We start from the raw sequence: 24,080 nt of genomic DNA on the forward strand, positions 1-24,080 counted from the left end.
GGCCGGCGTGTTGCCCGGCAGCGCCTCGACCATGCCCATAAGACTGCGCTTGGGCTGGTCCGTGGCCATGATCTGATCGCCGTGGAGAAGCTCAACGTCAAGGGCATGATGCGGCGGGCCAGGCCCAAGCCGGACTCGGACAGGCCGGGGGTGTTCCTGGCGAACGGGCAGGCGGCGAAGTCCGGGTTGAACAGGTCGATCCACGATGCGGGATGGGGGGTGTTCCTCGGGGTGTTGCGCGCCAAGGCTGCAAGGGCCGGACGGGTCGTCGTCGACGTGGACGCCCGCCACACCTCCCAGCGCTGCGCGGTCTGTGGGCATGTGGCGCAGGAGAACTGGCCCACCCGGGCCGAGTTCGCCTGCGTGCGGTGCGGGCACACCGCGGACGCGGACGAGAACGCGGCCGTCAACATCCTCAGGGCAGGGCCTGCCCTTCAGGCCGCGCAAGCAGCCTGAGAAGCTGACGGCTTCGGCCGTCAGAGGAGTCACGGGATCACATCGTGGCCGGTCCGCGGAGGTCCGGCATGCTGGCGCTAGCGCCCGTTCGGGCCACGAGCACCGGAACGCGGGGTGGCGAGAACAAGGGGTGGCGAGGACCGGGGGCGCAGGAACATGGGGTGCAGTGTGGACGACAGAAGCTGGGAACGGCTGCGGAACGCCGCTGTCCGTGTCGCGCAGAGTGCCTACGCGCCGTATTCGGGTCTGCGGGTCGGCGCCGCCGCGCTGGTCGTCGACACCCCGGACGCCGAGGGGCGTACCACCGGGGACGAGCCGTGGGTGGTCGTCGGATGCAACGTCGAGAACGCCTCGTACGGGCTCACGCTGTGCGCCGAGTGCGGCCTCGTCTCGGCGTTGCACGCCCGCGGCGGTGGGCGGCTGACGGCGTTCGCGTGTGTCGACGCGGACGGGCGGCCCCTGGCGCCCTGTGGCCGGTGCCGGCAGCTGCTCTACGAGCACGGCGGGCCGGACCTGCTCGTCGCGACGGCTGACGGTGTGCGCCGGCTGGCGGAGCTGCTGCCTGGCGCGTTCGGCCCGCTCGACCTGCCGGCCCCGCCGCGGACGCCGGATCCCTCGGTGGGGGCTGCCGGCGACCCACCCCCCACCGAGGCCGCCCCGCCCCGTGGATCGGTGGCGCCGTGAGCGCCGACTTCGACGTCGTCGACCTCATCCGGGCCAAGCGGGACGGGTGCTGCCTGCCTGCTGAGGCGGTGGCCTGGCTCATCGACGCCTATACCCATGGTCGGGTCGCCGACGAGCAGATGTCGGCCTATCTGATGGCGGTGGTGTGGCGCGGGATGTCCTCATCCGAGCTCGACCGCTGGACTGCCGCAATGATCGACAGCGGGGAGCGGCTGGACCTGGCCGGGGTCGGGCGTCCCACCGTCGACAAGCACTCGACCGGTGGGGTCGGCGACAAGGTCTCGCTGGTGCTGGTGCCGCTGGTCGCCGCCTGCGGCGTCGCCGTTCCGCAGCTGTCGGGGCGGGGCCTCGGGCATACCGGCGGGACGCTGGACAAGATGGAGTCGATCCCCGGCTGGCGCGCCGACCTGCCGGTCGAGCGGATGCGCCGCCAGCTCGCCGAGATCGGCGCGGTGATCTGCGCCGCCGGGGCCGGCCTGGCCCCCGCCGACCGCAAGCTCTACGCGCTGCGGGACGTCACCGGGACGGTCGAGTCGATTCCGTTGATCGCTTCGTCGATCATGAGCAAGAAGATCGCCGAGGGGACGTCCGCGCTGGTCCTCGACGTGAAGGTGGGCTCAGGGGCGTTCATGAACTCGCTGGACGACGCTCGGGAGCTGGCTCGGACCATGGTCGGGCTCGGTACGGCGGCCGGGGTGCGGACCGAGGCGGTGCTGACCGGGATGGACCATCCGCTGGGGCGAACGGCCGGCAACGCGCTTGAGGTGGCCGAGGCGGTCGACACGCTGCGCGGTGGCGGCCCGAAGGACCTGGTGGAGATCACCGTCGCCCTGGCTCGGGTGATGATCGAGCTGGCCGGCCCGGGGCGGGGTGTCGGGACCGGCGGGGCGCCGGCGGCCCGTGACCCGGCCGTGGTGCTGGCGGCCGGGGACGCCTACCCGGTGTGGCGGGCGATGGTCGCGGCGCAGGGCGGCGATCCCGACGCGGTCCTGCCCCTGGCGACCCACATCGAGACCGTGCCAGCCCCCGCGTCCGGCTATCTGGCGAATCTGGACGCCCGGGCGGTCGGCATCGCGGCCTGGCGGCTGGGCGCGGGGCGGGCCCGCAAGGAGGACTCGGTGTCCGCGACGGCGGGCGTGCGCTGGCGGGCGGGCATCGGCGACCGGGTCACCGCCGGGGAGCCGCTGCTGGAGCTGCACACCGACGATCCGAACACCCTCGGCCGCGCGCTGGCCGCGCTCGCCGGCGCGGTGACAGTCACCCCGCAGCCGCCGCCGCCCACCCCGCTCGTCGGAGACCACATCCGCGCCTGATCACGTCGGGTCGTGCGGACGGGGGCCGCCTTCGGGTCCCGCCATCGCCATCGCTATCGACGGCGCCATCGACGGCGACATCGCGGTGCCGCGGTTCTGTCGTACCCGTGGCCTACGGTCAGCGCGGGAGACGGAGGACACGATACGGAGGACGCGATGACGAACGACGCACCCCCCGGCCCGATCACGGTCGACGAGATCCGTCGGGTGCCGAAGGTCCTGCTGCACGACCACCTCGACGGCGGGCTGAGACCGGCCACGGTGGTCGAACTCGCCGACGAGACCGGCTACCGGGGCCTGCCGTCCACGGACGTGCACGCGTTGAGCACCTGGTTCCGCGGCGGGGCGCACAGCGGCTCGCTGGTGCGCTACCTGGAGACCTTCAGTCACACCGTCGCCGTGATGCAGACCCGGGAGGCGATCCGGCGGGTGGCGCGCGAGTGCGCCGAGGACCTCGCGGCCGACGGCGTCGTCTACGCCGAGGTGCGGTTCGCCCCCGAGCTGCACGTGGAGCGGGGCCTGTCCTTCGACGAGGTCGTCGGGGCGGTCCTCGACGGCTTCCGGGCCGGCTCCGCCGGCACGCCGCTGCGCATCCGCGCGCTGCTCACCGCGATGCGCCACCAGGCCCGTTCGCTGGAGATCGCCGAGCTTGCGGTCCGCTGGCGGGACGCCGGCGTGGTCGGCTTCGATATTGCCGGCGCCGAGGCCGGCAATCCGCCGACCCGGCACCTCGATGCCTTCCAGTACATCCAGCGGGCGAACGGGCATTACACGATCCATGCCGGCGAGGCATTCGGGCTGCCGTCGATCTGGGAGGCGGTCCAGTGGTGCAACGCCGACCGGCTTGGCCACGGGGTGCGCATCGTCGATGACATCACGGTCGATCCGGACGGCAAGGCGATCCTCGGTGACCTCGCCAACTACGTGCGCGACGTCCGGGTGCCGTTGGAGATGTGCCCCACCTCGAACGTGCACACGGGCGCCGCGTCGAGCATCGAGCGCCATCCCATCGGCCTGCTGCGCCGGCTGCACTTTCGGGTGACGGTGAACACCGACAACCGGCTCATGAGTGGCGTGTCGCTGTCGAGCGAGTTCGCGACGCTCGTCGACGTCCACGGCTACGACTGGTCGGACATCCGCTGGCTGACCCTGAACGCGATGAAGTCGGCGTTCCTTCCCTTCGATGAGCGTCTCGATCTCATCAACAACATCATCAAGCCGGGCTATGCGCCCTACGTCCGCGAGGAGCTCGCACGATGAGTTCGAGCATTGCAGGAATTGAGCCGCCCCCCGCCCCCGCGGCGCCGGCCTCCGGTCCGGCCGGCGCGGTTGCGGCCCGTCCCGCCGTCGCGGCCGCCGTGGTCGGGGCTGACGGGCGGGCACGCTGCCCCTGGGGGCTGTCGGCGCCGGAGTACGTCGAGTACCACGACTCCGAGTGGGGCCGGCCGGTCTGGGACGAGGGGGAGCTGTTCGAACGCCTCACCCTCGAGGCGTTCCAGTCCGGGCTGTCGTGGCTGACGATCCTGCGCAAGCGGCCGGCGTTCCGTGCGGCCTTCGCAGGGTTCGACGCGGGGGTGGTCGCCGGTTTCGGGCCCGCCGACGTCGAGCGGCTGCTCGGCGACGCCGGCATCGTGCGCAACCGCCGCAAGATCGAGGCCACGATCGTCAACGCCCGGGCCGTGCTCGCCCTCGACCGGCCGCTGCCCGAGCTGATCTGGTCGCACCGGCCGCCGCGGCGAGCCCGGCCGGCCACCCTCGCCGACGTCCCCGCGAAGACCGCCGAGTCGGTGGCGCTGGCGAAGGGGCTGCGCGCGGCCGGCTTCGTGTTCGTCGGCCCGACCACCGCGTACGCGCTCATGCAGGCCTGCGGCCTCGTCGACGATCACTTGGCGGACTGCTGGGTGCCTCGCCCGCCCGAGTAGCCGCATCTCGGGACGAGCACGCAACGCCCGGGTCGGGTCACGTGGGGAAACCGGCGAGGACCTCCGCGGAGGCGGACAGCCCGAGGCGGGTCGCGCCGGCCCGGACCATCGCCATCGCCTTCTCCGCCGTCCGGATGCCGCCCGAGGCCTTGATGCCGAGGCGTCCCCCCACCGCCTCGCTCATCGCCCGCACCGCGCGCACGCTGGCGCCGCCGGCCGGGTGGAAGCCGGTGGACGTCTTGACGAACTCGGCCCCGCCGGCCTCCGCTGCCCGGCAGGCCGCGATGATGCCCGCGTCGGGCAGCAGCGCCGTCTCCAGGATCACCTTGAGGATCACATGCGGCGGCACCGACAGGCGGACCTCGGAGATCTCGGTCTCGATCGCCCGCCAGTTCTCGTCCATCGCGTTGGCGATGTCGATGACCATGTCGATCTCGGTCGCGCCGTCCGCGACGGCCCGGCGGGCCTCCTCGGCCTTGATGACGGTCAGATGCGTGCCGTGCGGGAAGCCGATCACCGAGGCGACGGCAAAGGCGGGGGCGGCCCCCTGGCCGTCGCGGTACGTGCTCGCGGCGGCGAGATAGACATGGGTCGGGGCCACGCAGACCGCGCTGACGCGGAGCCCCGCGGCCTCGGCGCACAGCGCGAGTACCTCCTCGTCGGTCGCGGCCGGGGCGAGCAGCGTGTGGTCGATCATCCGGGCGACTTCGACCCGCCGCAGGGTGGGCTGGGCGCCCTCGGCCGAGGTGGAGGTACCGCCCGGCGGTTCCTCGGCGGGACGGTCGGGTCCGGCGGGAACGGTTGTCATACGTTGCATCATTGCCGATCCCGTCTCGCGCTCGAGGAGTCAGTCCGTGCAGCTGCACGTCGTGAACCATCCCCTGGCGGCCTCGTCGCTCACCGTGCTCCGCGACGAGCGCACGCCGCGCTCCCGATTCCGGCCGACCCTGCACGACCTGGCCACGATGCTGGTCTACGAGGCGACCCGGACGTTGCCGACGATGCCCGTCACGGTGACGACGCCGCTCGCGACGACGGCCGGGGTGCGGCTGGCCGCCGAAGCGGTCCTCGCCCCGGTGCTGCGCGCCGGCCTCGGCATGTTGCCCGCGGCGCTCGGCCTGCTCCCTGAAGCCCACACCGCCTTCATCGGGCTGGCCCGGGACGAGACCACCCATCGGCCCACCGTCTACCTGGAGGCCGTGCCCGCCGACCTGACCGGCCGCCCGGTGCTGCTGCTCGACCCGATGCTCGCCACCGGCGGCTCGGCGCTGCACTGCCTGCGGCTGCTGCTCGACCGCGGCGCGCGAGGCGTCACGGTCGTCGCGGTCGTCGCGGCGCCCGAGGGGCTGACGGCGCTCGAGTCCGGCCTGCCTGCCGGGGCGGCTGCGGAGCTGACGGTGGTGACCGCCGCGGTCGACGAGCGGCTGAACGACATCGCCTACATCGTCCCCGGGCTCGGTGACGCCGGCGATCGGATCTACGGCGAGATGTGAGGTGCTGTCGGCGGTCGGCCTGGGAGCGCGATGCGCGGTCCGGCGGCTACCCGAGGCGGGCGATCAGATCATCGACGGCAACGGTCAGCCCGGCCAGCCGGGACCGGGCCCGCTCGCGGGCCGCCGCGACGGTGGTGGCCGCGACGGTGGTGGCCGCGCCGGAGGTGGTGGTTGCGCCGGCCGCCACCGGCTCGACGACCTCGAGATACACCTTCAGCTTCGGCTCGGTCCCGCTCGGCCGGAAGGTCACCCGGTCGTCGTCGAGGAACAGCACGAAGACGTCGGACGCCGGCAGCGCGCCGTCGTCGAGCAGGTCGCGTCGGCCCGTCACCGCGCGACCCGCGAGCCGCGCCGGCGGCTGTGCACGCAACCGTCTCATCGCCGCGGTGATCCGAGCGACGTCGGCGAAACGGGCCGAACGCTGCCCCGTCTCATGCACGCCTATCCGCGCCGCCAGCTCGTCGAGGAGATCCAGTAGCGTCCGGCCGCGCCGTTTGGCCGCGGTGGCGATCAGCGTGACGGCCAGTGCCGCGGTGATGCCATCCTTGTCACGCACCAGGTCCGGGGCGAGGGCGTAGCCGAGCGCCTCCTCGTAACCGAAGACGAGCCGCGGATCCGCCCTCATGATCCACTTGAAGCCGGTGAGCGTTTCGCGGTACGCGACGCCCGCGTGCTGCGCCAGCGTGCGCAGGCCGGACGAGCTGACCAGGGTGGTCGCCACCGGGCCGGGCCGGCGGCGGAGCACCTGATCGGCGAGCAGCAGGCCGATCTCGTCCCCGGTGAGCAGCCGTCCGCCCATCGCCACGGCACAGCGGTCCGCGTCGGGGTCGGTCGCCAGCACCAGATCCGCGCCGATGCGTGCACCGAGCGCCAGCGCCCGGTCCATTGCGCCCGCCTCCTCGGGATTCGGCCAGCGGACGGTCGGGAAGTCCGGATCGGGCGCGGCCTGCTCGTCGACGAGAGCAGGGGCTGCGAGCCCGGCGACGGCGAAGGCAGCGGCGAGTGTCTCGGCGCCGACACCGTGCAACGGGGTGTACGCGACGATCACGGGTGCGATCACGGGCGCGGGTGCGGGATCGTTCAGGTCGACTGCCGGGGCCAGCTCGAGCACCGCTGCCACGGCGGCGTGGACGTAGTCATCGACGATCCGTCTGTCGAGCCGGCGCCAGGTCTCGGCCAGGGGGATCGTGGCGGCCGGGCCCGCGACGGCGATGCGCCGCTCGATGTCGGCGTCCGCGGGGGCGATGAGTTGCGCGCCGCGTCCCGGATCCGGATCGGCGCCGCCGAGTTGCACCCCGCCGAGGTAAACCTTGTAACCGTTGTCGGTGGCCGGATTGTGGCTGGCGGTGACCATAACGCCGGCGTCGGCCCGCAGGTGGCGTACCGCGAAGGCCAGTACCGGCGTGGGCAGCGGCCCGGGCAGGACCACGGCCCGCAGCCCGGCCCCGGCGACGACCCGCGCGGTGTCCAGTGCGAACGCCTCGCTGCGATGCCGGGCGTCGTAGCCGACGACGACCAGGGGAGCCGTGGCCGGGGCGCCGCCCGCCGCGGCCGCCTTCGCCGCGGCGTGTAGCCAGGCGGCCAGACCGGCGGCGGCCCGGCGCACCACGGCCGTGTTCATCCCGCCGGGCCCGGCGCGCAGCGGCCCGCGCAGCCCCGCCGTTCCGAACCGCAGCGGCTCCCGGAACCGGTCGTCGAGCTCGGCGAGCACCGCCGGGTCGCGGACGGCCTCGGCGCACAGCCGGGTCAGCTCGGCCCGGTCCCCGGCATCCGGATCGTCGGCGAGCCAGACCCGGACCCGGGTGGCCAGCGGATCGGGCAACTCCGGTGTCGGGGCGTCGGCCGGCGCCGTCATGATCCGGGCGCGCCTAGAGGTGGGCGGCGACGTCGGCGAGCAGGACCCCCATGCGCTCCGCCGCGGCCGCACCCGCGGCCAGCACCTCCAGGTGGTTCAGCGGCTCCCCGGTCATGCCCGCCGCGAGGTTGGTCACCAGTGACAGACCCAGCACCTCGGCGCCGGCCGCCCGGGCGGCGATCGTCTCGTGCACCGTCGACATACCCACCAGATCGGCGCCCAGGACCCGCAGCATTCGAATCTCCGCGGGTGTCTCGAAGTGCGGTCCGGGCAGGCCGGCATAGACACCCTCGGCCAGCGACGCGTCGACCTCACGGGCCAGAGTGCGCAGCCGTGGCGAATAGGCGTCGGTCAGATCGGTGAAGGCGGGTCCCACCAGCGGTGATCGCCCGGTGAGGTTGAGATGGTCGGAGATGAGGACCGGCTGGCCGATGGTCATGTCGGCGCGCAGCCCGCCGGCGGCGTTCGTCAGCACGACGGTGGACACGCCCGCGGCGCAGGCTAGCCGAACCGCGTGCACCACCCGTGACAGCCCATAGCCCTCGTACGCGTGCACCCGGCCCAGGTAGACGAGCACCCGGCGGCCCTCCAGGTGCAGCGAATGGGCGACCGGCCGATGTCCGGGCACATCGGTGCCTGGTGGAAAGCCCCCTAGTCGAGCGAAGGTGACCTCGGTGACCTTGTCTGCCCGCCGCGCAAGCACGTCCGCGGCCGGACGCCATCCGGAGCCCAGCAGGATCGCCACATCATGGCGTCCGACTCCGGTCAGTTCCGCGAGCCGCGCGGCCGAGGCCGCCGCGTTCGGTTCCTCTACCTGCTCCTGCGACTGCTCCCACACCCGGCGAATGTACGGGGTGCGTGGGGGAGACTGGTGGACGTGCCCCCGTTGCCGTCCCACCGCCGGCTACCGTCCGTTCCGCTCGAGTCCGGTGAATTCACCGAGGTCGTGCTGCGCGGGCGGCTGACCGATCCCGACGGACCAGGGCGGCTGATGTCGAGGGTCGAGACCTTCGTCGGTCACCGGGTCGGCGCCTCACGGTGGATCCTGCTCACCGACCGGCGGCTACTCATCGTCGCGCCGTTTCCCCGGGAGGGGGACTGGTTCGACGTCGTCTTCGACCGTCGCGAGGTGACCGCCTCCCGCGGCATCAAGCACGGCGACGTCATCACGGTGGAGCTGAGCACGCCACACGGCCGTCAGGTCCTGCGTGTCCCGGCCCGGCTGCGAACCGAGGCCGGCCGCTTCATCCGCGCGCTGCGTCGTTAGCCGTTGGCCGTTGGCCGGGTCAGTGTTTGGCCGCCTGCAGGGCGGGCCCCGTCCTTCTCGTCTGCGTGCACGACCTGATGCTCGGCGCGGCGGCCACACCGGACCGTCCCGGCGCACCGGCCGATAGGGTCGGGACGGGATCCCGCGGCGGGCGTGACGATGTCGCCACAGCACAGGCGTGACACCGCGCCCGGTGGGCCGAACCGGACAGCGATGGGAACAACGGACCGATGACTACAACCCAGCCGGCCACCGGCGAGCTACCGATCCCGGGCCCAGGGGTCTCCGCGACCAGTGGGCAGCGCCAGCGCACGGCCATGCGCACCCATCTGTGCGGCGATCTGCGGGCGGATCACGTCGGCCGGACTGTCTCAGTATGCGGCTGGGTGGCACACCGCCGCCAGCACGGGCAGTCGCTGACCTTCGTCGACCTGCGGGACCACTCCGGCCTCCTGCAGGTGGTCGTCGACGGATCCGTCGACGTCCGCTCCGAGTACGTGCTGCGCGTCACCGGCACGGTCGCCATCCGGCCGGACGGCACGGCGAACCCGGCCCTGACCACCGGCGAGGTGGAACTGCGTGACTGCGCGGTCGAGATCCTCTCGGTCGCCACCCCGCCCCCGTTCCCCCTCGATGACCGCGCCGACGCCGTCGACGAGTCCACCCGGCTGGCCTACCGCTACCTCGACCTACGCCGGGAGCGGATGCAGCGCAACCTGCGGGCCCGCTCCGCTGTGCTCGGCGCGATGCGCGCCGCCCTGGCGCCGTTCGACTTCGTCGAGGTGGAGACGCCGCTGTTGATGCCGTCGACGCCGGAGGGCGCCCGGGAGTTCATCGTCCCGTCCCGGCAGTTCCCGGGGAGCTTCTACGCCCTGCCTCAGTCGCCGCAGCTGTTCAAGCAGCTGCTCATGGTCGGCGGGACCGACCGCTACTTCCAGTTCGCGCGCTGTCTGCGCGACGAGGACCTGCGCGCCGACCGGCAGTACGAGTTCACCCAGCTGGACCTCGAGATGAGCTTCATCGACCAGGACGACGTGCTCGAAGTGATCTCCACCGCTGTGCTCGCCGCGGCACGGGCGGTGACGACCGAACCCGTGCCGCCGATCGAACGGATCACCTGGCGCGAGGCGATGAACCGCTTCGGCGTCGACAAGCCGGACCTGCGATTCGGCCTGGAGCTCGTCGAGCTCACCGAAATCTTCGCCGGCAGTGGCTTCAAGGCGTTTGCCGGGGCTGACGCGATCAAGGGTATCCGGGTGCCCGGCGGCTCGGCCGCTCACAACCGGCGCCGGTTGGACGATCTCACCACGCGGGCCAAGTCGCTGGGCGCCAAAGGCCTGGTGTGGATGCGGGTCGGCGGCGGCGGCAAGCTGGAGTCGCCGGTGGCGAAGTTCCTGTCCGACGACGAGCTTGCCGGCATCATCGCCGCGACCGAGGCTGTCGAGGGCGACCTGCTGCTGCTGGTCGCCGACGAGTGGGCGACCGCCTGCGAGGTGCTCGGGCAGCTGCGCAACGACCTCGGCCGCCCGCCGGCCGGCCAGGGGCCGCTGAGGTTCGTGTGGGTGGTGGACTTCCCGCTGTTCGTCGGGGTCGACCAGGCCACCGGTCGGCCGAAGCCGGGTCACCACCCCTTCACCCGGCCGCATCCCGATGACATCGCCAAGCTGGAGATCGACCCGCTCGAGGTGCGTAGCCGCGCCTACGACCTGGTGCTCAACGGCTGGGAACTTGGGTCGGGTTCGATCCGGATCCACGAGAGCGCCTTGCAACAGCGCATCTTCGGCCTGCTCGGGATCACCCCGGAGGAGGCGAACGCCCGGTTCGGCTTCTTCCTCACCCCGTTCGGCTACGGTGCGCCGCCGCACGGTGGTTTTGCGGTCGGGATCGACCGGTTGGTCGCCATCCTGGCGGGTGAGGAGAACATTCGCGAGGTCATCGCCTTCCCCAAGACCCAGTCCGGTCTCGACCCGCTGACCGGAGCTCCTACCCGGGTGACAGACCGTCAGCTTCGCGAGCTGGGTGTGCGGGTGATCGCCCCGGCGGCCCCGGTGACCGGCTCGGATCCGGCAGGGGAACGGGGGTAGGAACGGCTCGAATGGGGTAATGAGCCCCTGGTGTCCGTGAGCCGAGCGGAACGGTGACGGTTGCCCGGCACCGGCATCGGCCCCGATCCGAGGAGCCCAGGTGCAGATTCCCTTCTCGTCCTCCACGAGCTCCAGTCTCGGAATCGAGTGGGAACTGCAGCTCGTCGACCAGCAGTCCCGTGAGCTGCGCGGGGAGGCCACCGCCATCCTCGACGAGCTTCGTGCGAAGATCGGTGAGCAGGACGCCGCCAAGGCGAAGCACGAGCTGTTCGAGTCGACGGTCGAAGTCATCACCGGAGTCTGCGGATCGGTGGGGGAGGCGACCGCGGACCTGGCCGGCACGGTGTCGGTGCTGCGAGATCTGGCGGAGCGGCGCGGCGTCGGCCTGATGTGCAGCGGTACCCACCCCATCAGTGACTACGCCGGGCAGCGCATCACCGACGACAACCGCTACTCGCGGCTGGTCAACCAGATGCAGTGGCTGGCCCGTCGGCTGCTCATCTTCGGCGTCCACGTCCACGTCGGGGTCCGCTCCCCGGACAAGGCGATGCCGATCGTGAACGCCCTGATGGCGCACATCCCGCACTTCCTCGCCCTGTCCGCATCGTCGCCGTTCTGGCTGGGCGGGGACACCGGCCTGGCCTCGTCGCGCTCCCAGGTGTTCGCAAGCCTGCCTACCGCGGGCCTGCCCTACCCGTTGGAGGACTGGCCGCGCTTCGAGTCCTTCATGGAGACGCTCATCACCTCCGGGACGATCGAGACGATTCGGGAGGTCTGGTGGGACATCCGGCCACATCCCAACTTCGGTACCGTCGAGCTGCGGATCTGTGACGGGCTGCCCACGCTGATGGAGGTCGGTGCGGTTGCCGCCCTCGCGCAGTGCCTCGTCGACCGGATGAACACCCAGATCGATCGCGGGTACCGGCTCCCGACGCCGCAGCGGTGGCTGGTGCAGGAGAACAAGTGGCGGGCGGCCCGATACGGCCTCGACGCACAGATCCTGATCGACGGGCGCGGCGAGGTGCGGTCGGTCCGCGACGACCTCGTGGACCTCGTGGAGGATCTGCTTCCGGTCGCCCACCGGCTGGGCTGCGCGGAGCAGCTCAACGACGTCCTGGTGATTCTCGCGACCGGTGCGAGCTACACCCGCCAGCGGGCGGCAGCTCGGCAGGCCGACGGAGACCTCACCCGAGTCGTCGATACCCTGCTGGAAGAGATGAACACCGGCCGGCCGGTCGTCGACCGATAGGTGCGTCGGCGGGGCCCGACCGCCCGGTATCCGCAGCCGCGTGCGTCGGGTCCTGCGCGACGCCCGCAGGGAGGAGCCCGGCCGGCACATGGAGGCCAACGAGACCGCGGCGGTCGCCGGATGGGTGACCACGCACGAATCCGAGCTGGTCGCGTTGCGCCGTGACCTACACGCCCATCCCGAGCTCGGCCGCCAGGAACGGCGCACGGCCGGGCAGGTGGAGGCGAAGCTGCGTGCTGCGGGGCTGTCCCCGCAGTGGTTGCCGGACGTACCCGGCCTGTGGTGTGACATCGGCGTCGGGGTGGACCGTGATCCGACAGCGCCGGTGGTGGTTGTCCGGGCCGATATGGATGCGCTGCCGCTGCCGGATGTCAAGGATGTTGTGTATCGCTCGACGGTGCCCGGGGTGGCGCACGCCTGCGGGCATGACGTGCATACCACGGTGGTGCTGGGCGTCGGATTGGCCCTTGCCGACTACGCGCGCACGGCGTCCCTGCCGGGCACCGTGCGTCTTGTCTTCCAACCGGCCGAGGAGCTCATGCCTGGCGGGGCGCTTGACGTGATCGACGCTGGCGTGCTCAAGCCGGCCTCGGCGGCGATCGCCGTGCACTGCGACCCCGCGCTGGACGTGGGCACCATCGGCCTGCGGACCGGGCCGATCACCTCCGCGGCCGACGCTATCGAGATCACGATAGCGGGACCAGGTGGTCACACTTCGCGACCGCAGAACACCGTCGACCTGGTGTATGCCCTTGTCCGACTGGCCGCCGACATGCCGGCCACACTCGGCCGGCTCGTCGATCCGCGGTCGGCGTTGTCCCTCGTCTGGGGCCAGGTGCAGGCCGGTACCGTCGCCAACGCCATCCCGCGCACCGGGCAGCTGCGCGGCACCATCCGCACACTGTCCCGGGAGACCTGGGAGTCCGTCCCCGCCCTCGTGACTCGGGTCGCCGAGCAGCTCATCGCACCCTACGGCGCGCAGATCGTGGTCGACTACCGGCGCGGCGTACCGCCAGTGGTCAACAGCGCGGAGGTCGTCGACGTCTTCCAGAGCGTCGTCGACCGCACCCTCGGCCACGGCGCGTCCACCACGGTGGCGCAGTCCCTGGGCGGGGAGGATTTCGGCTGGGTCCTCAACCAGGTGCCCGGCGCGCTGGCACGGTTGGGCACCCGAGTGCCCGGGGGTACCACCTACGATCTTCACCAAAGCGCCTTCGACGTCGATGAGCGCGCCATCGGCATCGGGGTGCGGCTGCTGGCCGGCACCGCCCTGGATCTGCTGCGCCGCACTCCGGCGAAGCCCTGACCGGCGTCCCGTTCGGTTGCTTCTTGCTCCCTGCTGCCTGTCCTCGACCGACCAGCCGACTGGGCTGCCTGCCGTCGTGAGCGGCCGGCGATGCAGGCTATGCGGTCGGCCGGTAGCGGAGCTCCTTGACGTAGTCGGCGGGTGCCCCCGCCTTCTCGGCGGAGTCGGCGATCATATCGAGGTACCACCGAGAGGGCAGGCCGCCCTCGTAGGAGTTCAGCACGTAGGTCCAGGCGAGAGCCTCGTCGTCGAGGGTGGAGACCCTGACGCGGATGCGGGTGTACAGACCGGTGTCCGCGCCCTCCCACACGTCGAGCCGTTCCAGGTCATATCGGTCGAGGTCGTACAGCAGTACGTACGCGTGGTTGCCGGGTGACTCGACGATCGTGGCCAGGGCCCCGTCCCAGCCGACGTTCTCGCCGCCGAAGGTCAGCCGCCAGCCGTTGATCCATCCAGTGTCGGTGACGGGTGAGTGAGGGGCCCGTTCCTTCATCTGCGCCGGGTCGAGATTGCCGGCGTACGCCGCGTACAAGGTCATCGTCGTCTCTCGGGGTGACGGTGCGTGGCTATAGCTGCTATTTCCGTTTCCAAGCCGGAAGAAGGGGTTCTCGGCAGCCATCGCGTACGTTGGCTTCCGCCTGCGATCCTATGGAGCTCTCAGCACCGGGAGGAGCGCAGCCGTCAGGGCGGGGGAAGATGAAAGGAGCAGATGTCAGATCGGGAGGGCACGTGACGCGCATCGTCATTCTCGGCGGAGGGCCTGGCGGCTATGAATCGGCACTCGTGGCAGCGTCGCTGGGCGCGACGGTCACGGTCATCGACTCGGATGGGATCGGTGGCGCCTGCGTGCTCACCGACTGTGTTCCATCCAAGACGCTGATCGCGACTTCGGAAACTATGACCAATCTCGCACTGGCTCCGGGGCTCGGTATCCGCCCGCATGGCCTTGGCTCGGGGACCGCACCGGCGCTGCCTGCGGTGGCCTGGGGCATGCGAAGCGGCTTGGACGAGGGTGTCCCTCCGCTGACGCCACCGGAGGTCGTCAGCGTCGATCCGGAACAGGTGTACGAACGGGTCCGAGAGCTCGCGAAGGCGCAGTCCCTGGACATCGAACACCGCCTCGAACGAGAGAAGGTCGAGGTGGTGCACGCGTCGGGTCGGCTGGTCGGGCCGCACGCGATCGAGACGAACACCGGTGAGACCTTCGTGGGTGATGCGATTCTCATCGCGACGGGTGCGAGCCCGCGGGATCTTCCGACCGCCCGCCCGGATGGCGAACGCATAATCACCTGGCGCCATCTCTACGATCTCAAGGAGATTCCGGAGCATCTGGTCGTCGTGGGTTCCGGCGTCACCGGCGCCGAGTTCGCCAGCGCCTACCGGGCCATGGGGGCCGAGGTCACCCTCGTCTCATCCCGCGAACGGGTCCTTCCCGGCGAGGACCCGGATGCGGCCCGGGTCATCGAGGACGTGTTCGTGCGGCGCGGCATCGAGGTGCTCAACCGCTCGCGGGCAGCTTCGGTCCGCCGCATCGGCGATGGCGTGATCGTCGAGCTCAGCGATGGCCGCACCGTCACGGGAAGCCACGCTCTGATGGCGGTCGGCTCCGTTCCCCGTACGAAGGGTCTCGGCCTGACCGACGTCGGCGTCCGCCTCGGTGTCGGGGGGCATGTGAACGTGGATCGGATGTCGCGGACCTCCGTGCCGGGCGTCTATGCGGCAGGCGACTGCACCGGCGTTCTGCCGCTCGCGTCGGTCGCCGCGATGCAGGGCCGGATAGCAATGTGGCATGCCCTCGGGGAGGCGGTGAGCCCGTTGCGACTTGGGACCGTCTCGTCGAACATCTTCACCGAGCCAGAAATCGCCACGGTCGGAGTCACTCAGGTGATGAAGGACACAGGTGCCATCGCGGCCGAGGTGACGACCGTTCCGCTCTCGCGTAATCCTCGGGCGAAGATGATGGGGATCGAGGATGGTTTCGTCAAAATGTTCTGCCGGCCGGGCAGCGGCAGCGTTCTTGGTGGTGTAATCGTGGCCCCGCGTGCGTCGGAACTCATCCTTTCCGTGTCGCTCGCCGTCGAACACGGTCTCACCGTCGATCAGATCGCGCATACCTTCTCCATCTATCCCTCACTGTCCGGCTCTATCACCGAAGCGGCCCGGGTCCTGCGCCCCCGGGACTTCTTTGCGGGCTTTGGCGACCAGGTGTGAGATTGATCTTGACGGGCGCCATCACTCGAGTGGCTGCTGCGGCCGGCGTGTGACTGGTGGGAGAACAGCCGCGTGGCCGCTCTGTGCCACAACGAATAGTGCGAGCGTAGGCCACCCTCGCCGTCGGATCCACCGCCCAGCGTGGTTTCCGGTCTCTCTTGAGGTTGTGGTCGTGCACTCCTTTCGGGTTTTCTTACGGTCGACCCGCAGGGTGCGGACCGTCGGCGTTGGAAGGCGGCGGCTGCGCGTCGGGTGACGATGCGGGCCGAGGCCGACGGGATGGGACGAATCTCGGCGCTTCTCCCCGCCGCGCGTATGTTGGCGGCTTTCCGCAGGATCGACGGGCTGGCGAAGAAGGCCGGAGCGCCGGAGGAGGAGGACCGAGATCTCGACCGTATCCAGCCGCACCGGCAGGGCGGCGAGACGGGCGAACGCAACCTCGGCCCGAAATGCCACGGCGAAAAATGATCGAGGGCGGGCACCGATCAGGCGGATGGGATGATCAGAGTTCGGTGCTACTCATCGTCCTCGTCATCGCTTGCTGAAAACATCGGTGGGAAACCGTGTTGCTCCAGCCTCCGGTTTCGGAAGAATCCGCTGGTGGCGAAGCCGAGCCCTGCCCCGGCGACCAAGAGGAACGCGACAGTGGCGGCGCGAACGGCTACCTCGCCCGGAAGCAGGGCGAAGATCACGGCAAACGGCAGCATCAGAATGAGGGGGCGTGCCGCCTGCCGCGTTCGCCAGCCAGGGCCAGTCAGATCTCTGGAGATCCACGCGTTGTAGGTGGAGGGAAGTGTCCCACCGAGGAGATAGTAGATGCGGCCCGTCAGCGGTGGCCGTTCGGCCTCCGCCGATGGCGCCGTCGCCTCCGGGCCCTGCCCGCGCACCGTCGCGCTGTCTTCACCGCCGTCCATACCCGCAGCTTACGAAGTGAACGGCGGTGAGGACAGCTGACGGCTAGCGAACCAGATCAGTCTTTGATCTCACAAAGGACGGCGCCGCTGGTGACCACCGCACCCACGGCTGCGGACAGGCCGGATACGGTGCCGTCCCGATGAGCGTTGATCGGCTGCTCCATCTTCATCGCTTCCAGCACGATGATGAGGTCGCCGACGGCGACCGTGTCGCCGTCGTTGACAGCGACCTTCACGATGGTGCCCTGCATGGGACTGGTAAGGGCATCACCGGTCACCTTGGTGGCCGCCGCACCACGTGCCCGCCGCTTGGGCGCGGCGGCGCGCGACGCGGTCGACGTCGAAGCGACTCCGAGACCGGCCGGCAGCACGACCTCGAGGCGCTTGCCGCCCACCTCGACGATGACCGTTTCCCGTGGCTCGGGGGTGGTGTCGGCGTCCGTTCCACCGGTGAAGGCGGGGATGGTGTTGTCGAACTCGGTCTCGATCCAACGGTTGTGGATGCGGAACGGCTCCGTCGCGTCGTCGGGAGCGAAGGCCGGATCCCGCACGACCGCACGATGGAACGGCAGCGCCGTGGCCATGCCGTCCACGACGATCTCGTCCAGGGCGCGACGGGCACGCTCTAGAGCCTCCTGGCGGGTGGCCCCGGTGATGATGAGCTTGGCGAGGAGGGAGTCGAAGGCGCCCCCGATCACGCTGCCGCTTTCGATTCCGGCGTCGAGGCGCACGCCCGGGCCGGCCAGCGAGACGAATTTCGTCACCGTCCCCGGAGCGGGAAGGAATTTGCGGCCGGGGTCCTCGCCGTTGATCCGGAACTCGATGGAGTGGCCACGGGGAGCGGGATCGGTGAAGTCGAGTGCCTCACCCTCCGCGATCCGGAACTGGGCGCGAACGAGATCAACACCGGATACCTCTTCGGTCACCGGGTGCTCGACCTGGAGCCGGGTGTTCACCTCGAGGAAACTGATCATGCCGTCTCGGGCGACCAGGAACTCCACGGTTCCGGCACCCACGTAGCCGGCCTTCTTGCAGATTGCCTTGGACGCCTCGTAGAGCGAGGTGAGCTGCTCTGTGGAGAGGAACGGCGCCGGCGCCTCCTCTACGAGCTTCTGGTACCGCCGCTGCAAGGAGCAGTCACGGGTGCCGACAACGACGACGTTGCCGTGGGTGTCCGCAAGGACCTGAGTCTCCACGTGGCGGGGCTGGTCGAGGTAGCGCTCCACGAAGCATTCGCCCCGGCCGAAGGCGGCAACCGCCTCCCGGACCGCGCTGTCGAACAGCTCGGGCAGTTCTTCGGCGGTCCAGGCGACCTTGAGCCCTCGACCACCGCCACCGAACGCGGCCTTGATGGCGACCGGCAGGCCATACTGCTCGGCGAAGGCGACCACGTCTTCGACACCGGCGACGGGATCCGCGGTACCCGGCGCGAGCGGAGCGCCGACGGCCAGCGCGATGTGGCGGGCAGCGGTCTTGTCGCCGAGGCGGCGAATGGCCTCGGGCGGCGGGCCGATCCAGGTGAGGCCGGCACCGATCACAGCCTCGGCGAAATCCGCGTTCTCCGAGAGGAAGCCGTATCCCGGATGAACCGCGTCGGCTCCGGACGACTTGCAGGCATCGAGTATCTTGTCGATCCGCAGGTAGGAGTCGCCTGGCGTCGTACCACCCAGCGCAAATGCCTCGTCGGCGACGCGTACATGCAGTGCGTCGATGTCCGGTTCGGCGTATACTGCGACGCTGGTGTAACCGGCGTCGCGGCATGCGCGGGCCACCCGAACCGCAATCTCTCCCCGATTGGCGATGAGGATCTTACGCACGTTGCTCCCGTCCTCGTCCGACCAGCCTGAAGCCTAGGCGAGTCGGGCCGCACAGTTTGCTCTCGTTGCGCCTGGATGTGATGCCACAGACATTCAGGCGTCTTCTATCCGTTCAGTTACCAGCCAGCCCGGGTGCGCACACCCGGGCTCATTCCGGAGCGTCGCCATGAACCTGCCCCGGTGGTGAGTGGGCCGCGCACCGCCTGAGCCGGATCCGCCCATGCGGAGCGGACGGTGGACGGACTCTCCGCCGGGACCGCACGGGCCGCGAAGAACGCGACCACCGCAGCGATCTCCTCGGGTGTCGCGTTCCCACGGATCAAACGTAGCCGGGGTGGGCTGGTTCGCCCGTCTTCGTCCTGGGCCACGGTCCTCTCCTCACTCGACTTCCTCCGACTGCCTGCCGTCCGCAGCGCGCCGTCTGTGTTTCATCCGCATCCCTCGGCGGCCCCTCGCCCGTCCGGCGGCGTGACCACGTGGGCAGTGGATCGGCGGGGTCGGCGACGGCCCGGGGCCAACCTAAAGCGGGATGTTGCCGTGCTTCTTCGGTGGCAGGGACTCACGCTTGGTGCGCAGCAGGCGCAGGGCCCGTATGATCTCGCGGCGCGTCTCGGAAGGGTTGATCACCGCGTCGAGGTACCCACGTTCTGCCGCGATGTACGGAGTCGCGAAATGATCATTGTAATCCTGGATGAGCTCCGCCCGGCGGGTTTCCGGGGACTCGGCCTTGGCCAGGTCACGCCGGTAGATGATGTTCACGGCTCCGCGGGCGCCCATGACGGCGATCTCGGCGGTCGGCCAGGCGAGGTTGATGTCGGCCCGCAGGTGCTTCGACCCCATCACGTCGTACGCGCCGCCATACGCCTTCCGGGTGATGACGGTGACCTTGGGAACGGTCGCCTCCGCGTAGGCGTAGATTAGTTTGGCGCCTCGACGGATGATCCCGTTCCATTCCTGGGAGGTGCCGGGCAGGAAGCCGGGCACGTCGACCAGAGTCAGCACCGGGATGTTGAAGGCGTCGCAGGTCCGGACGAAGCGGGCGGCCTTTTCGCTGGCGTCGATGTCCAGGGTGCCGGCGAACTGCATCGGCTGGTTGGCCACGACACCGACCGACCGCCCGTCCACCCGGCCGAAACCGACGATCAGGTTCTGGGCGAACTGAGCGTGGACCTCGAGGAAGTCGCCATCGTCGACCAGCCGCTCGATGATCTGATGCATGTCGTACGGCGTGTTCGGGGAGTCCGGGATGAAGGCGTCGAGCTCGGGGTCGATCTCGACGGCCGGATCGTCCACCGCGTCGTAGCTGGGGGCGTCGTCGAGATTGTTCGACGGCAGGAACGACAACAACGCCCGGGCGAGCTCCAGGCACTCCGCCTCGTCGGCCGCCTGAAAGTGCGCAACGCCGCTGCGGGAGTTGTGGGTGGCCGCGCCGCCCAGCTCCTCCATGCCGACATCCTCACCGGTGACCTCTTTGATGACGTCTGGGCCGGTGATGAACATGTGGCTGGTTTTGTCGACCATCAGGGTGAAGTCCGTGATCGCCGGCGAGTACACGGCGCCACCAGCGCACGGGCCCATGATCAGAGAAAGCTGCGGGACGACGCCGGACGCCATGACGTTCCGGTAGAAAATCTCGCCATAAAGGCCGAGCGAGACGACGCCCTCCTGGATGCGAGCTCCGCCGGAGTCGTTGATGCCGACGACCGGACAGCCGGTCTTCAGCGCCAGATCCATGATCTTGATGATCTTCTCGCCGAAGACCTCGCCGAGGCTCCCGCCGAAGACCGTGAAGTCCTGGCTGAACACGCAAACCTGCCGGCCGTCGACCGTGCCGTACCCTGTCACCACCCCGTCGCCGTACGGGCGGTTGGCCTGGACGCCGAAGTCATGCGCCCGGTGCCGCGCGAACGCGTCGGTCTCGACGAACGAGCCCGCGTCGAGGAATGCCTCGATCCGCTCACGGGCGGTCATCTTGCCCTTGGCATGCTGGGCATCTACGGCCCGCTGTGACCCGGCATGGACCGCGTCTTCGTTCACGCGCCGCAGTTGAGCAAGTCGCCCTGCGGTGGTGTGCGGGTCGGGAGCAGAATCCTCGGCGGACGCGGGAAGAGCCATAGGCCGCAGCGTACGACCCCTGTGGGCTCACGTGCTCGACTGTTGTGGAGTTGATCTCATCGATTGGCTGGAATCTTCGGCTACCTTGCGGCGGTCCGTATCGAAGGTCACAGCCCCCACACTTGTACACCCGGCCGCCTGGCCCGGGGGGGGGGCACAGCCGCATCGTTACTCGTGGTGGCGGTCCGGTGCGAGTCCCGGCTGTCGGACAGCGTTCGCGCGGGGTGTTCTGGCAGGCTGTTTCCGTGAGCTCGACGCCGGATTCTTCACCCGCGAAGCCCGCGCGGGATGCAGCCGTTCCGTCACCGCCGCCGCCGACGGCGTCCCCGCCGGTGCGGCCGGGCCCGGGCACCGGCACCTTCCGGGGCCGGCCAGCGATGTCGCGCGGTGACCGAGGTCCGCTCGACGCCGCCCGGCTGACGGCCGCCGCGGCGGCGCTCGGGCTGGGCCTGGCGGCGATCCCGGAGATCGACTCGACCAACGCGGCCCTGGCCCGGATCGCGCGGGGGGAGACGAGCGATCCGGACCTGGCCGGGCTCTCGTGGCAGTGGCGCGAGAGCGAAGGGCCCCACGGCGCCGCCCACCGCCGGGGGCTGGTCCTCGCCGCCGAACGGCAGACCGCCGGGCGTGGGCGTCTCGATCGCTCCTGGCTGTCCCGACCCGGCTCCGGTCTGACCGTGTCCCTGCTCCTCCGGCCGCGGACCGTGGTTTCACGGCTCGGCTGGCTGCCGCTGGTCGTAGGGACATCGCTGGTTTCCACGCTGCGGGCCGTCGCCGGGGTGCCCGCCGTTCTCAAGTGGCCCAACGACGTCCTGCTCGAGGGCGTGAAGCTTGCCGGCATCCTGGTGGAGGTCGTTCCGCTTCCGTCGTCCGCGCCCTCGGTGGTCATCGGCTTCGGACTCAACGTGAACGCGGAACCCGGCGAGTTGCCCGATCGGTCCACGAGCCTGCTGCTCGGCGGCGCACACCCGGCTGCCCTGGACCGGACCGAGCTACTCGAGCGGATCCTTGACGGGCTCGTCCACGCGCTCGCCGCCTGGGAGGCTGATCCGCAGGCGGCCCGCGCCGCCTACTTGGAGGTGTGCGCGACGATCGGCCGGGAGGTTCGCGTCGAGCTCCCGGACGGCTCCGCCGACACCGGGAGGGCGACGGACGTCGATCTTGAGGGGCGGTTGGTGGTGGCCGGTCGTGCCTACAGCGCCGGCGACGTCGTCCACCTGCGGTGACCGGTGCCCGGCGACCGTCCCGAGGGTGAGGGCCCGGGTGTGGCCTGTCGGTGCCGGGTGCGACGATCGTCACCGTGGCGTTTCTCGACGACATCCTTACTCAGGACGAGGAGGTTGTCCTGCATCTACACCCGCACTGGGTCAGCCTGATCGTTCCGGCGCTCTGGACGGTGGTGGCTCTCGTGTTTGCGGTGCTTGGCGTCTTCTTCGCGCCCGGTGGGGTGCTGCAGAAGCCCGTCCAGTACCTGGTGCTGATCGTCGCCCTCGGCGCGATCGGCTATCTGGGCGTGCTGCCCTGGCTTCGCCAGCTGACGACCCATTACGTCGTCACCAACCACCGGTTCGTGATTCGGGAGGGCCTGATCACCCGGGCCGGCCGGGACATTCCACTCGCCTGGCTGGTCGGTGCGACGGTGCAGCAGAACGTCGTCGACCGCGTGCTGGGGTCGGGAAGTCTGATCCTCGAGACGGCCGGGCAGCGCGGCCGGGTCGTCCTGGCGTGCATGCCGCACGCCGAGCGGGTCCAGGAGACCCTCGCCGAACTCTCGGCGCCGTACCGGCCCAGGGGCTACCCTGACTACTGAGACCGCCTGGTCGCAGGGCTCGACCCCGGCACACCTCGCCCGCAAGGCCTCGCAGCAGGGATCCTCAGATCGGGTCGTACGCGCGCCACCAGGCCAGGAGCTGACCCGCGTCGGGATCCTCGGTGGCGAAGCCGAGGAGCTCGTCGTCCACGGTCCAGTACACCGCGAATCGGCCCGCTGCGGCCACGCAGAGGAAGGTGCCGCGGCGGCGGGCGCTGTGTGCCCAGCGTTCGACGCTGGTCTGGCCCCGGTGGCAGTCTCCGGCGTCGATGACCGCCGCCGACCGGCGATCGACGTCGCCCCGCAGTGCTGCCGCGTCCCGGTACCGGATGATCGACAGCCGCGCCGGTGCCGGTGCCTCGGTAGCCACTCCGGGTGCGCAGGCCAGCGCCGCCACCACCCCGTCATCGACACGGGGAGCAGCACGGCAGTCGGAGACCGCGAACGGCCGCAGCGAGGCCAGCAGCCGGGCGTCAGCCGAATCGAGCGTCGCGCTCGGCGCCGGGTCGGCCATGCCGCCGCCAGGTCGGTCGGCATGCGAACCGGTGCTGCTCGGGGTGGGCTGGCCGGTGGCTTCGTGGTCGGAACCGCTGGTCACCAGCAGCCCGATGGCAACGCCCGCACCGATGATGATCGCAGCGGCGCCGCCGACGATGCCGGCGGCGACGGCTCGCCGCCGGCCACCGCCGGCACCCGGGGTGCGATGATCGTCGGGCTCGACCGGCGGTCCAGCTGGGCCGTCCGCCGGCTCCGGCGGTGTGCTCCCGGCGGGATCCTGCATACCGTCCGCCCTCCCGAACGAGGTCACTCAGCGGCGCAGCGGGTCGAACGAATGCCACCAGTCGTTGATGCGAGCCGCCGCCTGATCGTCTGCGGTGAAGGCGATCAGGCGGCTGTCGTACGTCCAGAACTCGTAGAACTGATTCGCGTAGAAGTAGCAGAGACGGCTGCCACCGCTGGTCTCGGCCGGCGAGCTCCACTGTTCCGAGCTCTGCTGCCCATCGTCGCAGTTCCCCTCGTCGACATAGAACGTCTCCCGGGCGCCGATCTGCCGATCCAGCGCAGAACGGTTCGGGAAGTGGAACGCCCTGACCTCCATGCCCGAGGGCGTCTTGCAGATGAGGGTGGCGTCCGCGTAGGCGCTGTCGCTGCGTGCCGGAGTGGTGCAACCGGTCATGACGGCGGGATTGAGCAGCGCTCGCAGGACCTCCCGCGGATTGCCGCCGGCCCCACCCCCTGCGCCCGGCGCGGCGGATGCCGCCCCGGCTCCCGCCGGGCGGGCCGGGACCGCGGCGGCGACCGAGTCGCCGCCGCCGTTACCACCGGTGAAGGCGAGGACTCCGAACACGATCACCAGTACCAGTACCAGCCCGCCGCCCCCGGCCAACAGGCGCCGGTCGACCAGCACCATGTGCCGGCCGGCCGCGGGCTGGTGGGCGTCCTCCCGCAGTCCGCCGGTCGCCGGTGCGTGGCCATCTCCGGATCGCGGTGGCAGCCCCGGCAACAGTCCGGGTAGGGACGAGGAACGTCCCCTGTTCGAGTCGGGTGCGGTGGGGACAGTGGCAGGGCCCCGGGAAGATCGTT

The 24,080-nt window shown here is 70.6% G+C and carries 24 protein-coding genes; 14 read left to right on the forward strand and 10 right to left on the reverse strand.

Going from position 1 to position 24,080, the window contains the following annotated elements; all coding sequences use genetic code 11:
• The 5 genes from G6R25_RS08380 to G6R25_RS08400 all read left to right on the forward strand — a co-directional run.
• Window positions 1–456, forward strand: a 456-nt coding sequence (locus G6R25_RS08380; protein ID WP_163552518.1) for an RNA-guided endonuclease InsQ/TnpB family protein, incomplete at its 5' end; no start/stop codon positions are given.
• Window positions 457–624: 168 nt separating this feature from the next.
• Window positions 625–1,140, forward strand: a complete 516-nt coding sequence (locus tag G6R25_RS08385; protein WP_268904109.1) for a cytidine deaminase — start codon at window positions 625–627, stop codon at window positions 1,138–1,140.
• The gene (locus tag G6R25_RS08390; protein ID WP_163552520.1) at window positions 1,137–2,453 is read left to right on the forward strand and encodes a thymidine phosphorylase; all 1,317 of its coding nucleotides are present in this window, start codon (window positions 1,137–1,139) and stop codon (window positions 2,451–2,453) included. Before G6R25_RS08385 ends, G6R25_RS08390 begins: the two co-directional genes overlap by 4 nt.
• 156 nt (window positions 2,454–2,609) lie before the next feature.
• A complete protein-coding gene (locus G6R25_RS08395) occupies window positions 2,610–3,713 on the forward strand; it encodes an adenosine deaminase (protein ID WP_136446418.1) in 1,104 nt (367 codons plus the stop codon).
• Window positions 3,710–4,375, forward strand: a complete 666-nt coding sequence (locus G6R25_RS08400) for a DNA-3-methyladenine glycosylase I (protein ID WP_235947824.1) — start codon at window positions 3,710–3,712, stop codon at window positions 4,373–4,375. Before G6R25_RS08395 ends, G6R25_RS08400 begins: the two co-directional genes overlap by 4 nt.
• A 37-nt stretch (window positions 4,376–4,412) precedes the next feature.
• Here the strand turns inward: G6R25_RS08400 and deoC are convergent, their stop codons facing one another.
• Window positions 4,413–5,192 carry a deoxyribose-phosphate aldolase gene (gene deoC, locus G6R25_RS08405; protein WP_235947826.1) on the reverse strand — a complete coding sequence of 260 codons (780 nt, stop codon included), beginning with the start codon at window positions 5,190–5,192 and terminating at the stop codon, window positions 4,413–4,415.
• Between the two features lie 37 nt (window positions 5,193–5,229).
• Between deoC and upp the strand changes: the two genes are divergently transcribed.
• The gene (gene upp / locus G6R25_RS08410) at window positions 5,230–5,868 is read left to right on the forward strand and encodes a uracil phosphoribosyltransferase (RefSeq protein WP_163552522.1); all 639 of its coding nucleotides are present in this window, start codon (window positions 5,230–5,232) and stop codon (window positions 5,866–5,868) included.
• Window positions 5,869–5,914: 46 nt separating this feature from the next.
• On the opposite strand, the gene G6R25_RS08415 is transcribed toward upp, so the two are convergent.
• Window positions 5,915–7,723: a phospho-sugar mutase gene (locus G6R25_RS08415; protein ID WP_163552523.1), complete on the reverse strand. Its 1,809-nt coding sequence runs from the start codon at window positions 7,721–7,723 to the stop codon at window positions 5,915–5,917.
• Window positions 7,724–7,736: 13 nt separating this feature from the next.
• Entirely contained in the window at window positions 7,737–8,561 is an 825-nt protein-coding gene (locus G6R25_RS08420; RefSeq protein ID WP_163552524.1) for a purine-nucleoside phosphorylase, read from the reverse strand.
• Between the two features lie 39 nt (window positions 8,562–8,600).
• On the opposite strand from G6R25_RS08420, the gene G6R25_RS08425 reads away from it, so the two are divergent.
• The 4 genes from G6R25_RS08425 (at window position 8,601) to G6R25_RS08440 (ending at window position 13,629) form a co-directional block, all read left to right on the forward strand.
• The gene (locus G6R25_RS08425; protein ID WP_163552534.1) at window positions 8,601–8,990 is read left to right on the forward strand and encodes a hypothetical protein; all 390 of its coding nucleotides are present in this window, start codon (window positions 8,601–8,603) and stop codon (window positions 8,988–8,990) included.
• 230 nt (window positions 8,991–9,220) lie between these two features.
• Window positions 9,221–11,074 carry an aspartate--tRNA ligase gene (gene aspS / locus G6R25_RS08430; protein WP_163552525.1) on the forward strand — a complete coding sequence of 618 codons (1,854 nt, stop codon included), beginning with the start codon at window positions 9,221–9,223 and terminating at the stop codon, window positions 11,072–11,074.
• A gap of 100 nt (window positions 11,075–11,174) precedes the next feature.
• Window positions 11,175–12,323 (forward strand): glutamate--cysteine ligase, encoded by a 1,149-nt coding sequence (locus G6R25_RS08435; protein WP_163552526.1) that lies wholly within the window; start codon window positions 11,175–11,177, stop codon window positions 12,321–12,323.
• 88 nt (window positions 12,324–12,411) lie between these two features.
• On the forward strand, window positions 12,412–13,629 hold the full coding sequence (locus G6R25_RS08440) for an amidohydrolase (RefSeq protein ID WP_163552527.1): 1,218 nt from the start codon (window positions 12,412–12,414) through the stop codon (window positions 13,627–13,629).
• 97 nt (window positions 13,630–13,726) lie between these two features.
• Here the strand turns inward: G6R25_RS08440 and G6R25_RS08445 are convergent, their stop codons facing one another.
• Window positions 13,727–14,167: a gamma-glutamylcyclotransferase family protein gene (locus G6R25_RS08445; protein ID WP_163552528.1), complete on the reverse strand. Its 441-nt coding sequence runs from the start codon at window positions 14,165–14,167 to the stop codon at window positions 13,727–13,729.
• 191 nt (window positions 14,168–14,358) lie between these two features.
• Between G6R25_RS08445 and G6R25_RS08450 the strand changes: the two genes are divergently transcribed.
• Window positions 14,359–15,840, forward strand: a complete 1,482-nt coding sequence (locus G6R25_RS08450) for an NAD(P)H-quinone dehydrogenase (RefSeq protein ID WP_163552535.1) — start codon at window positions 14,359–14,361, stop codon at window positions 15,838–15,840.
• Window positions 15,841–16,098: 258 nt separating this feature from the next.
• Entirely contained in the window at window positions 16,099–16,308 is a 210-nt protein-coding gene (locus G6R25_RS08455) for a hypothetical protein (protein WP_235947828.1), read from the forward strand.
• A gap of 47 nt (window positions 16,309–16,355) precedes the next feature.
• Here the strand turns inward: G6R25_RS08455 and G6R25_RS08460 are convergent, their stop codons facing one another.
• The 4 genes from G6R25_RS08460 to G6R25_RS08475 form a co-directional block, all read right to left on the reverse strand.
• Complete coding sequence (locus tag G6R25_RS08460) at window positions 16,356–16,754, reverse strand: DUF5313 family protein (RefSeq protein ID WP_136446427.1); 399 nt, start codon at window positions 16,752–16,754, stop codon at window positions 16,356–16,358.
• Window positions 16,755–16,810: 56 nt separating this feature from the next.
• On the reverse strand, window positions 16,811–18,571 hold the full coding sequence (locus G6R25_RS08465) for an acetyl/propionyl/methylcrotonyl-CoA carboxylase subunit alpha (RefSeq protein WP_163552529.1): 1,761 nt from the start codon (window positions 18,569–18,571) through the stop codon (window positions 16,811–16,813).
• A 116-nt stretch (window positions 18,572–18,687) separates the two neighbouring features.
• Window positions 18,688–18,939, reverse strand: a complete 252-nt coding sequence (locus tag G6R25_RS08470) for an acyl-CoA carboxylase subunit epsilon (protein WP_136446429.1) — start codon at window positions 18,937–18,939, stop codon at window positions 18,688–18,690.
• Between the two features lie 151 nt (window positions 18,940–19,090).
• Window positions 19,091–20,686 carry an acyl-CoA carboxylase subunit beta gene (locus tag G6R25_RS08475; protein ID WP_163552530.1) on the reverse strand — a complete coding sequence of 532 codons (1,596 nt, stop codon included), beginning with the start codon at window positions 20,684–20,686 and terminating at the stop codon, window positions 19,091–19,093.
• 377 nt (window positions 20,687–21,063) lie between these two features.
• On the opposite strand from G6R25_RS08475, the gene G6R25_RS08480 reads away from it, so the two are divergent.
• Both G6R25_RS08480 and G6R25_RS08485 read left to right on the forward strand, forming a co-directional pair.
• Window positions 21,064–21,912 (forward strand): biotin--[acetyl-CoA-carboxylase] ligase, encoded by an 849-nt coding sequence (locus G6R25_RS08480; protein WP_205446966.1) that lies wholly within the window; start codon window positions 21,064–21,066, stop codon window positions 21,910–21,912.
• A gap of 50 nt (window positions 21,913–21,962) precedes the next feature.
• A complete protein-coding gene (locus tag G6R25_RS08485; protein ID WP_163552531.1) occupies window positions 21,963–22,496 on the forward strand; it encodes a PH domain-containing protein in 534 nt (177 codons plus the stop codon).
• Window positions 22,497–22,560: 64 nt separating this feature from the next.
• Here G6R25_RS08485 and G6R25_RS08490 read toward each other — a convergent pair whose 3' ends face one another.
• On the reverse strand, window positions 22,561–23,277 hold the full coding sequence (locus G6R25_RS08490) for a hypothetical protein (protein WP_205446968.1): 717 nt from the start codon (window positions 23,275–23,277) through the stop codon (window positions 22,561–22,563).
• 27 nt (window positions 23,278–23,304) lie between these two features.
• On the reverse strand, window positions 23,305–24,080 hold a 776-nt coding region (locus G6R25_RS08495; protein ID WP_205446970.1), incomplete at its 5' end, for a hypothetical protein.

Origin of the sequence: Candidatus Frankia alpina (assembly GCF_902806485.1) — a bacterium.
Lineage (GTDB): Bacteria > Actinomycetota > Actinomycetes > Frankiales > Frankiaceae > Frankia > Frankia alpina.

Excerpts from the sequence above, each read along its gene's own strand:
- G6R25_RS08395 (WP_136446418.1), top strand. The coding sequence starts at position 2,610 with ATGACGAACGACGCACCCCCCGGCCCGATCACGGTCGACGAGATCCGT.
- G6R25_RS08400 (WP_235947824.1), top strand. The coding sequence starts at position 3,710 with ATGAGTTCGAGCATTGCAGGAATTGAGCCGCCCCCCGCCCCCGCGGCG.
- deoC (WP_235947826.1), bottom strand. The coding sequence starts at position 5,192 with ATGCAACGTATGACAACCGTTCCCGCCGGACCCGACCGTCCCGCCGAG.
- G6R25_RS08415 (WP_163552523.1), bottom strand. The coding sequence starts at position 7,723 with ATGACGGCGCCGGCCGACGCCCCGACACCGGAGTTGCCCGATCCGCTG.
- aspS (WP_163552525.1), top strand. The coding sequence starts at position 9,221 with ATGACTACAACCCAGCCGGCCACCGGCGAGCTACCGATCCCGGGCCCA.
- G6R25_RS08440 (WP_163552527.1), top strand. The coding sequence starts at position 12,412 with ATGGAGGCCAACGAGACCGCGGCGGTCGCCGGATGGGTGACCACGCAC.
- G6R25_RS08445 (WP_163552528.1), bottom strand. The coding sequence starts at position 14,167 with ATGACCTTGTACGCGGCGTACGCCGGCAATCTCGACCCGGCGCAGATG.
- G6R25_RS08455 (WP_235947828.1), top strand. The coding sequence starts at position 16,099 with ATGCGGGCCGAGGCCGACGGGATGGGACGAATCTCGGCGCTTCTCCCC.
- G6R25_RS08460 (WP_136446427.1), bottom strand. The coding sequence starts at position 16,754 with ATGGACGGCGGTGAAGACAGCGCGACGGTGCGCGGGCAGGGCCCGGAG.
- G6R25_RS08475 (WP_163552530.1), bottom strand. The coding sequence starts at position 20,686 with ATGGCTCTTCCCGCGTCCGCCGAGGATTCTGCTCCCGACCCGCACACC.
- G6R25_RS08480 (WP_205446966.1), top strand. The coding sequence starts at position 21,064 with ATGTCGCGCGGTGACCGAGGTCCGCTCGACGCCGCCCGGCTGACGGCC.
- G6R25_RS08490 (WP_205446968.1), bottom strand. The coding sequence starts at position 23,277 with ATGCAGGATCCCGCCGGGAGCACACCGCCGGAGCCGGCGGACGGCCCA.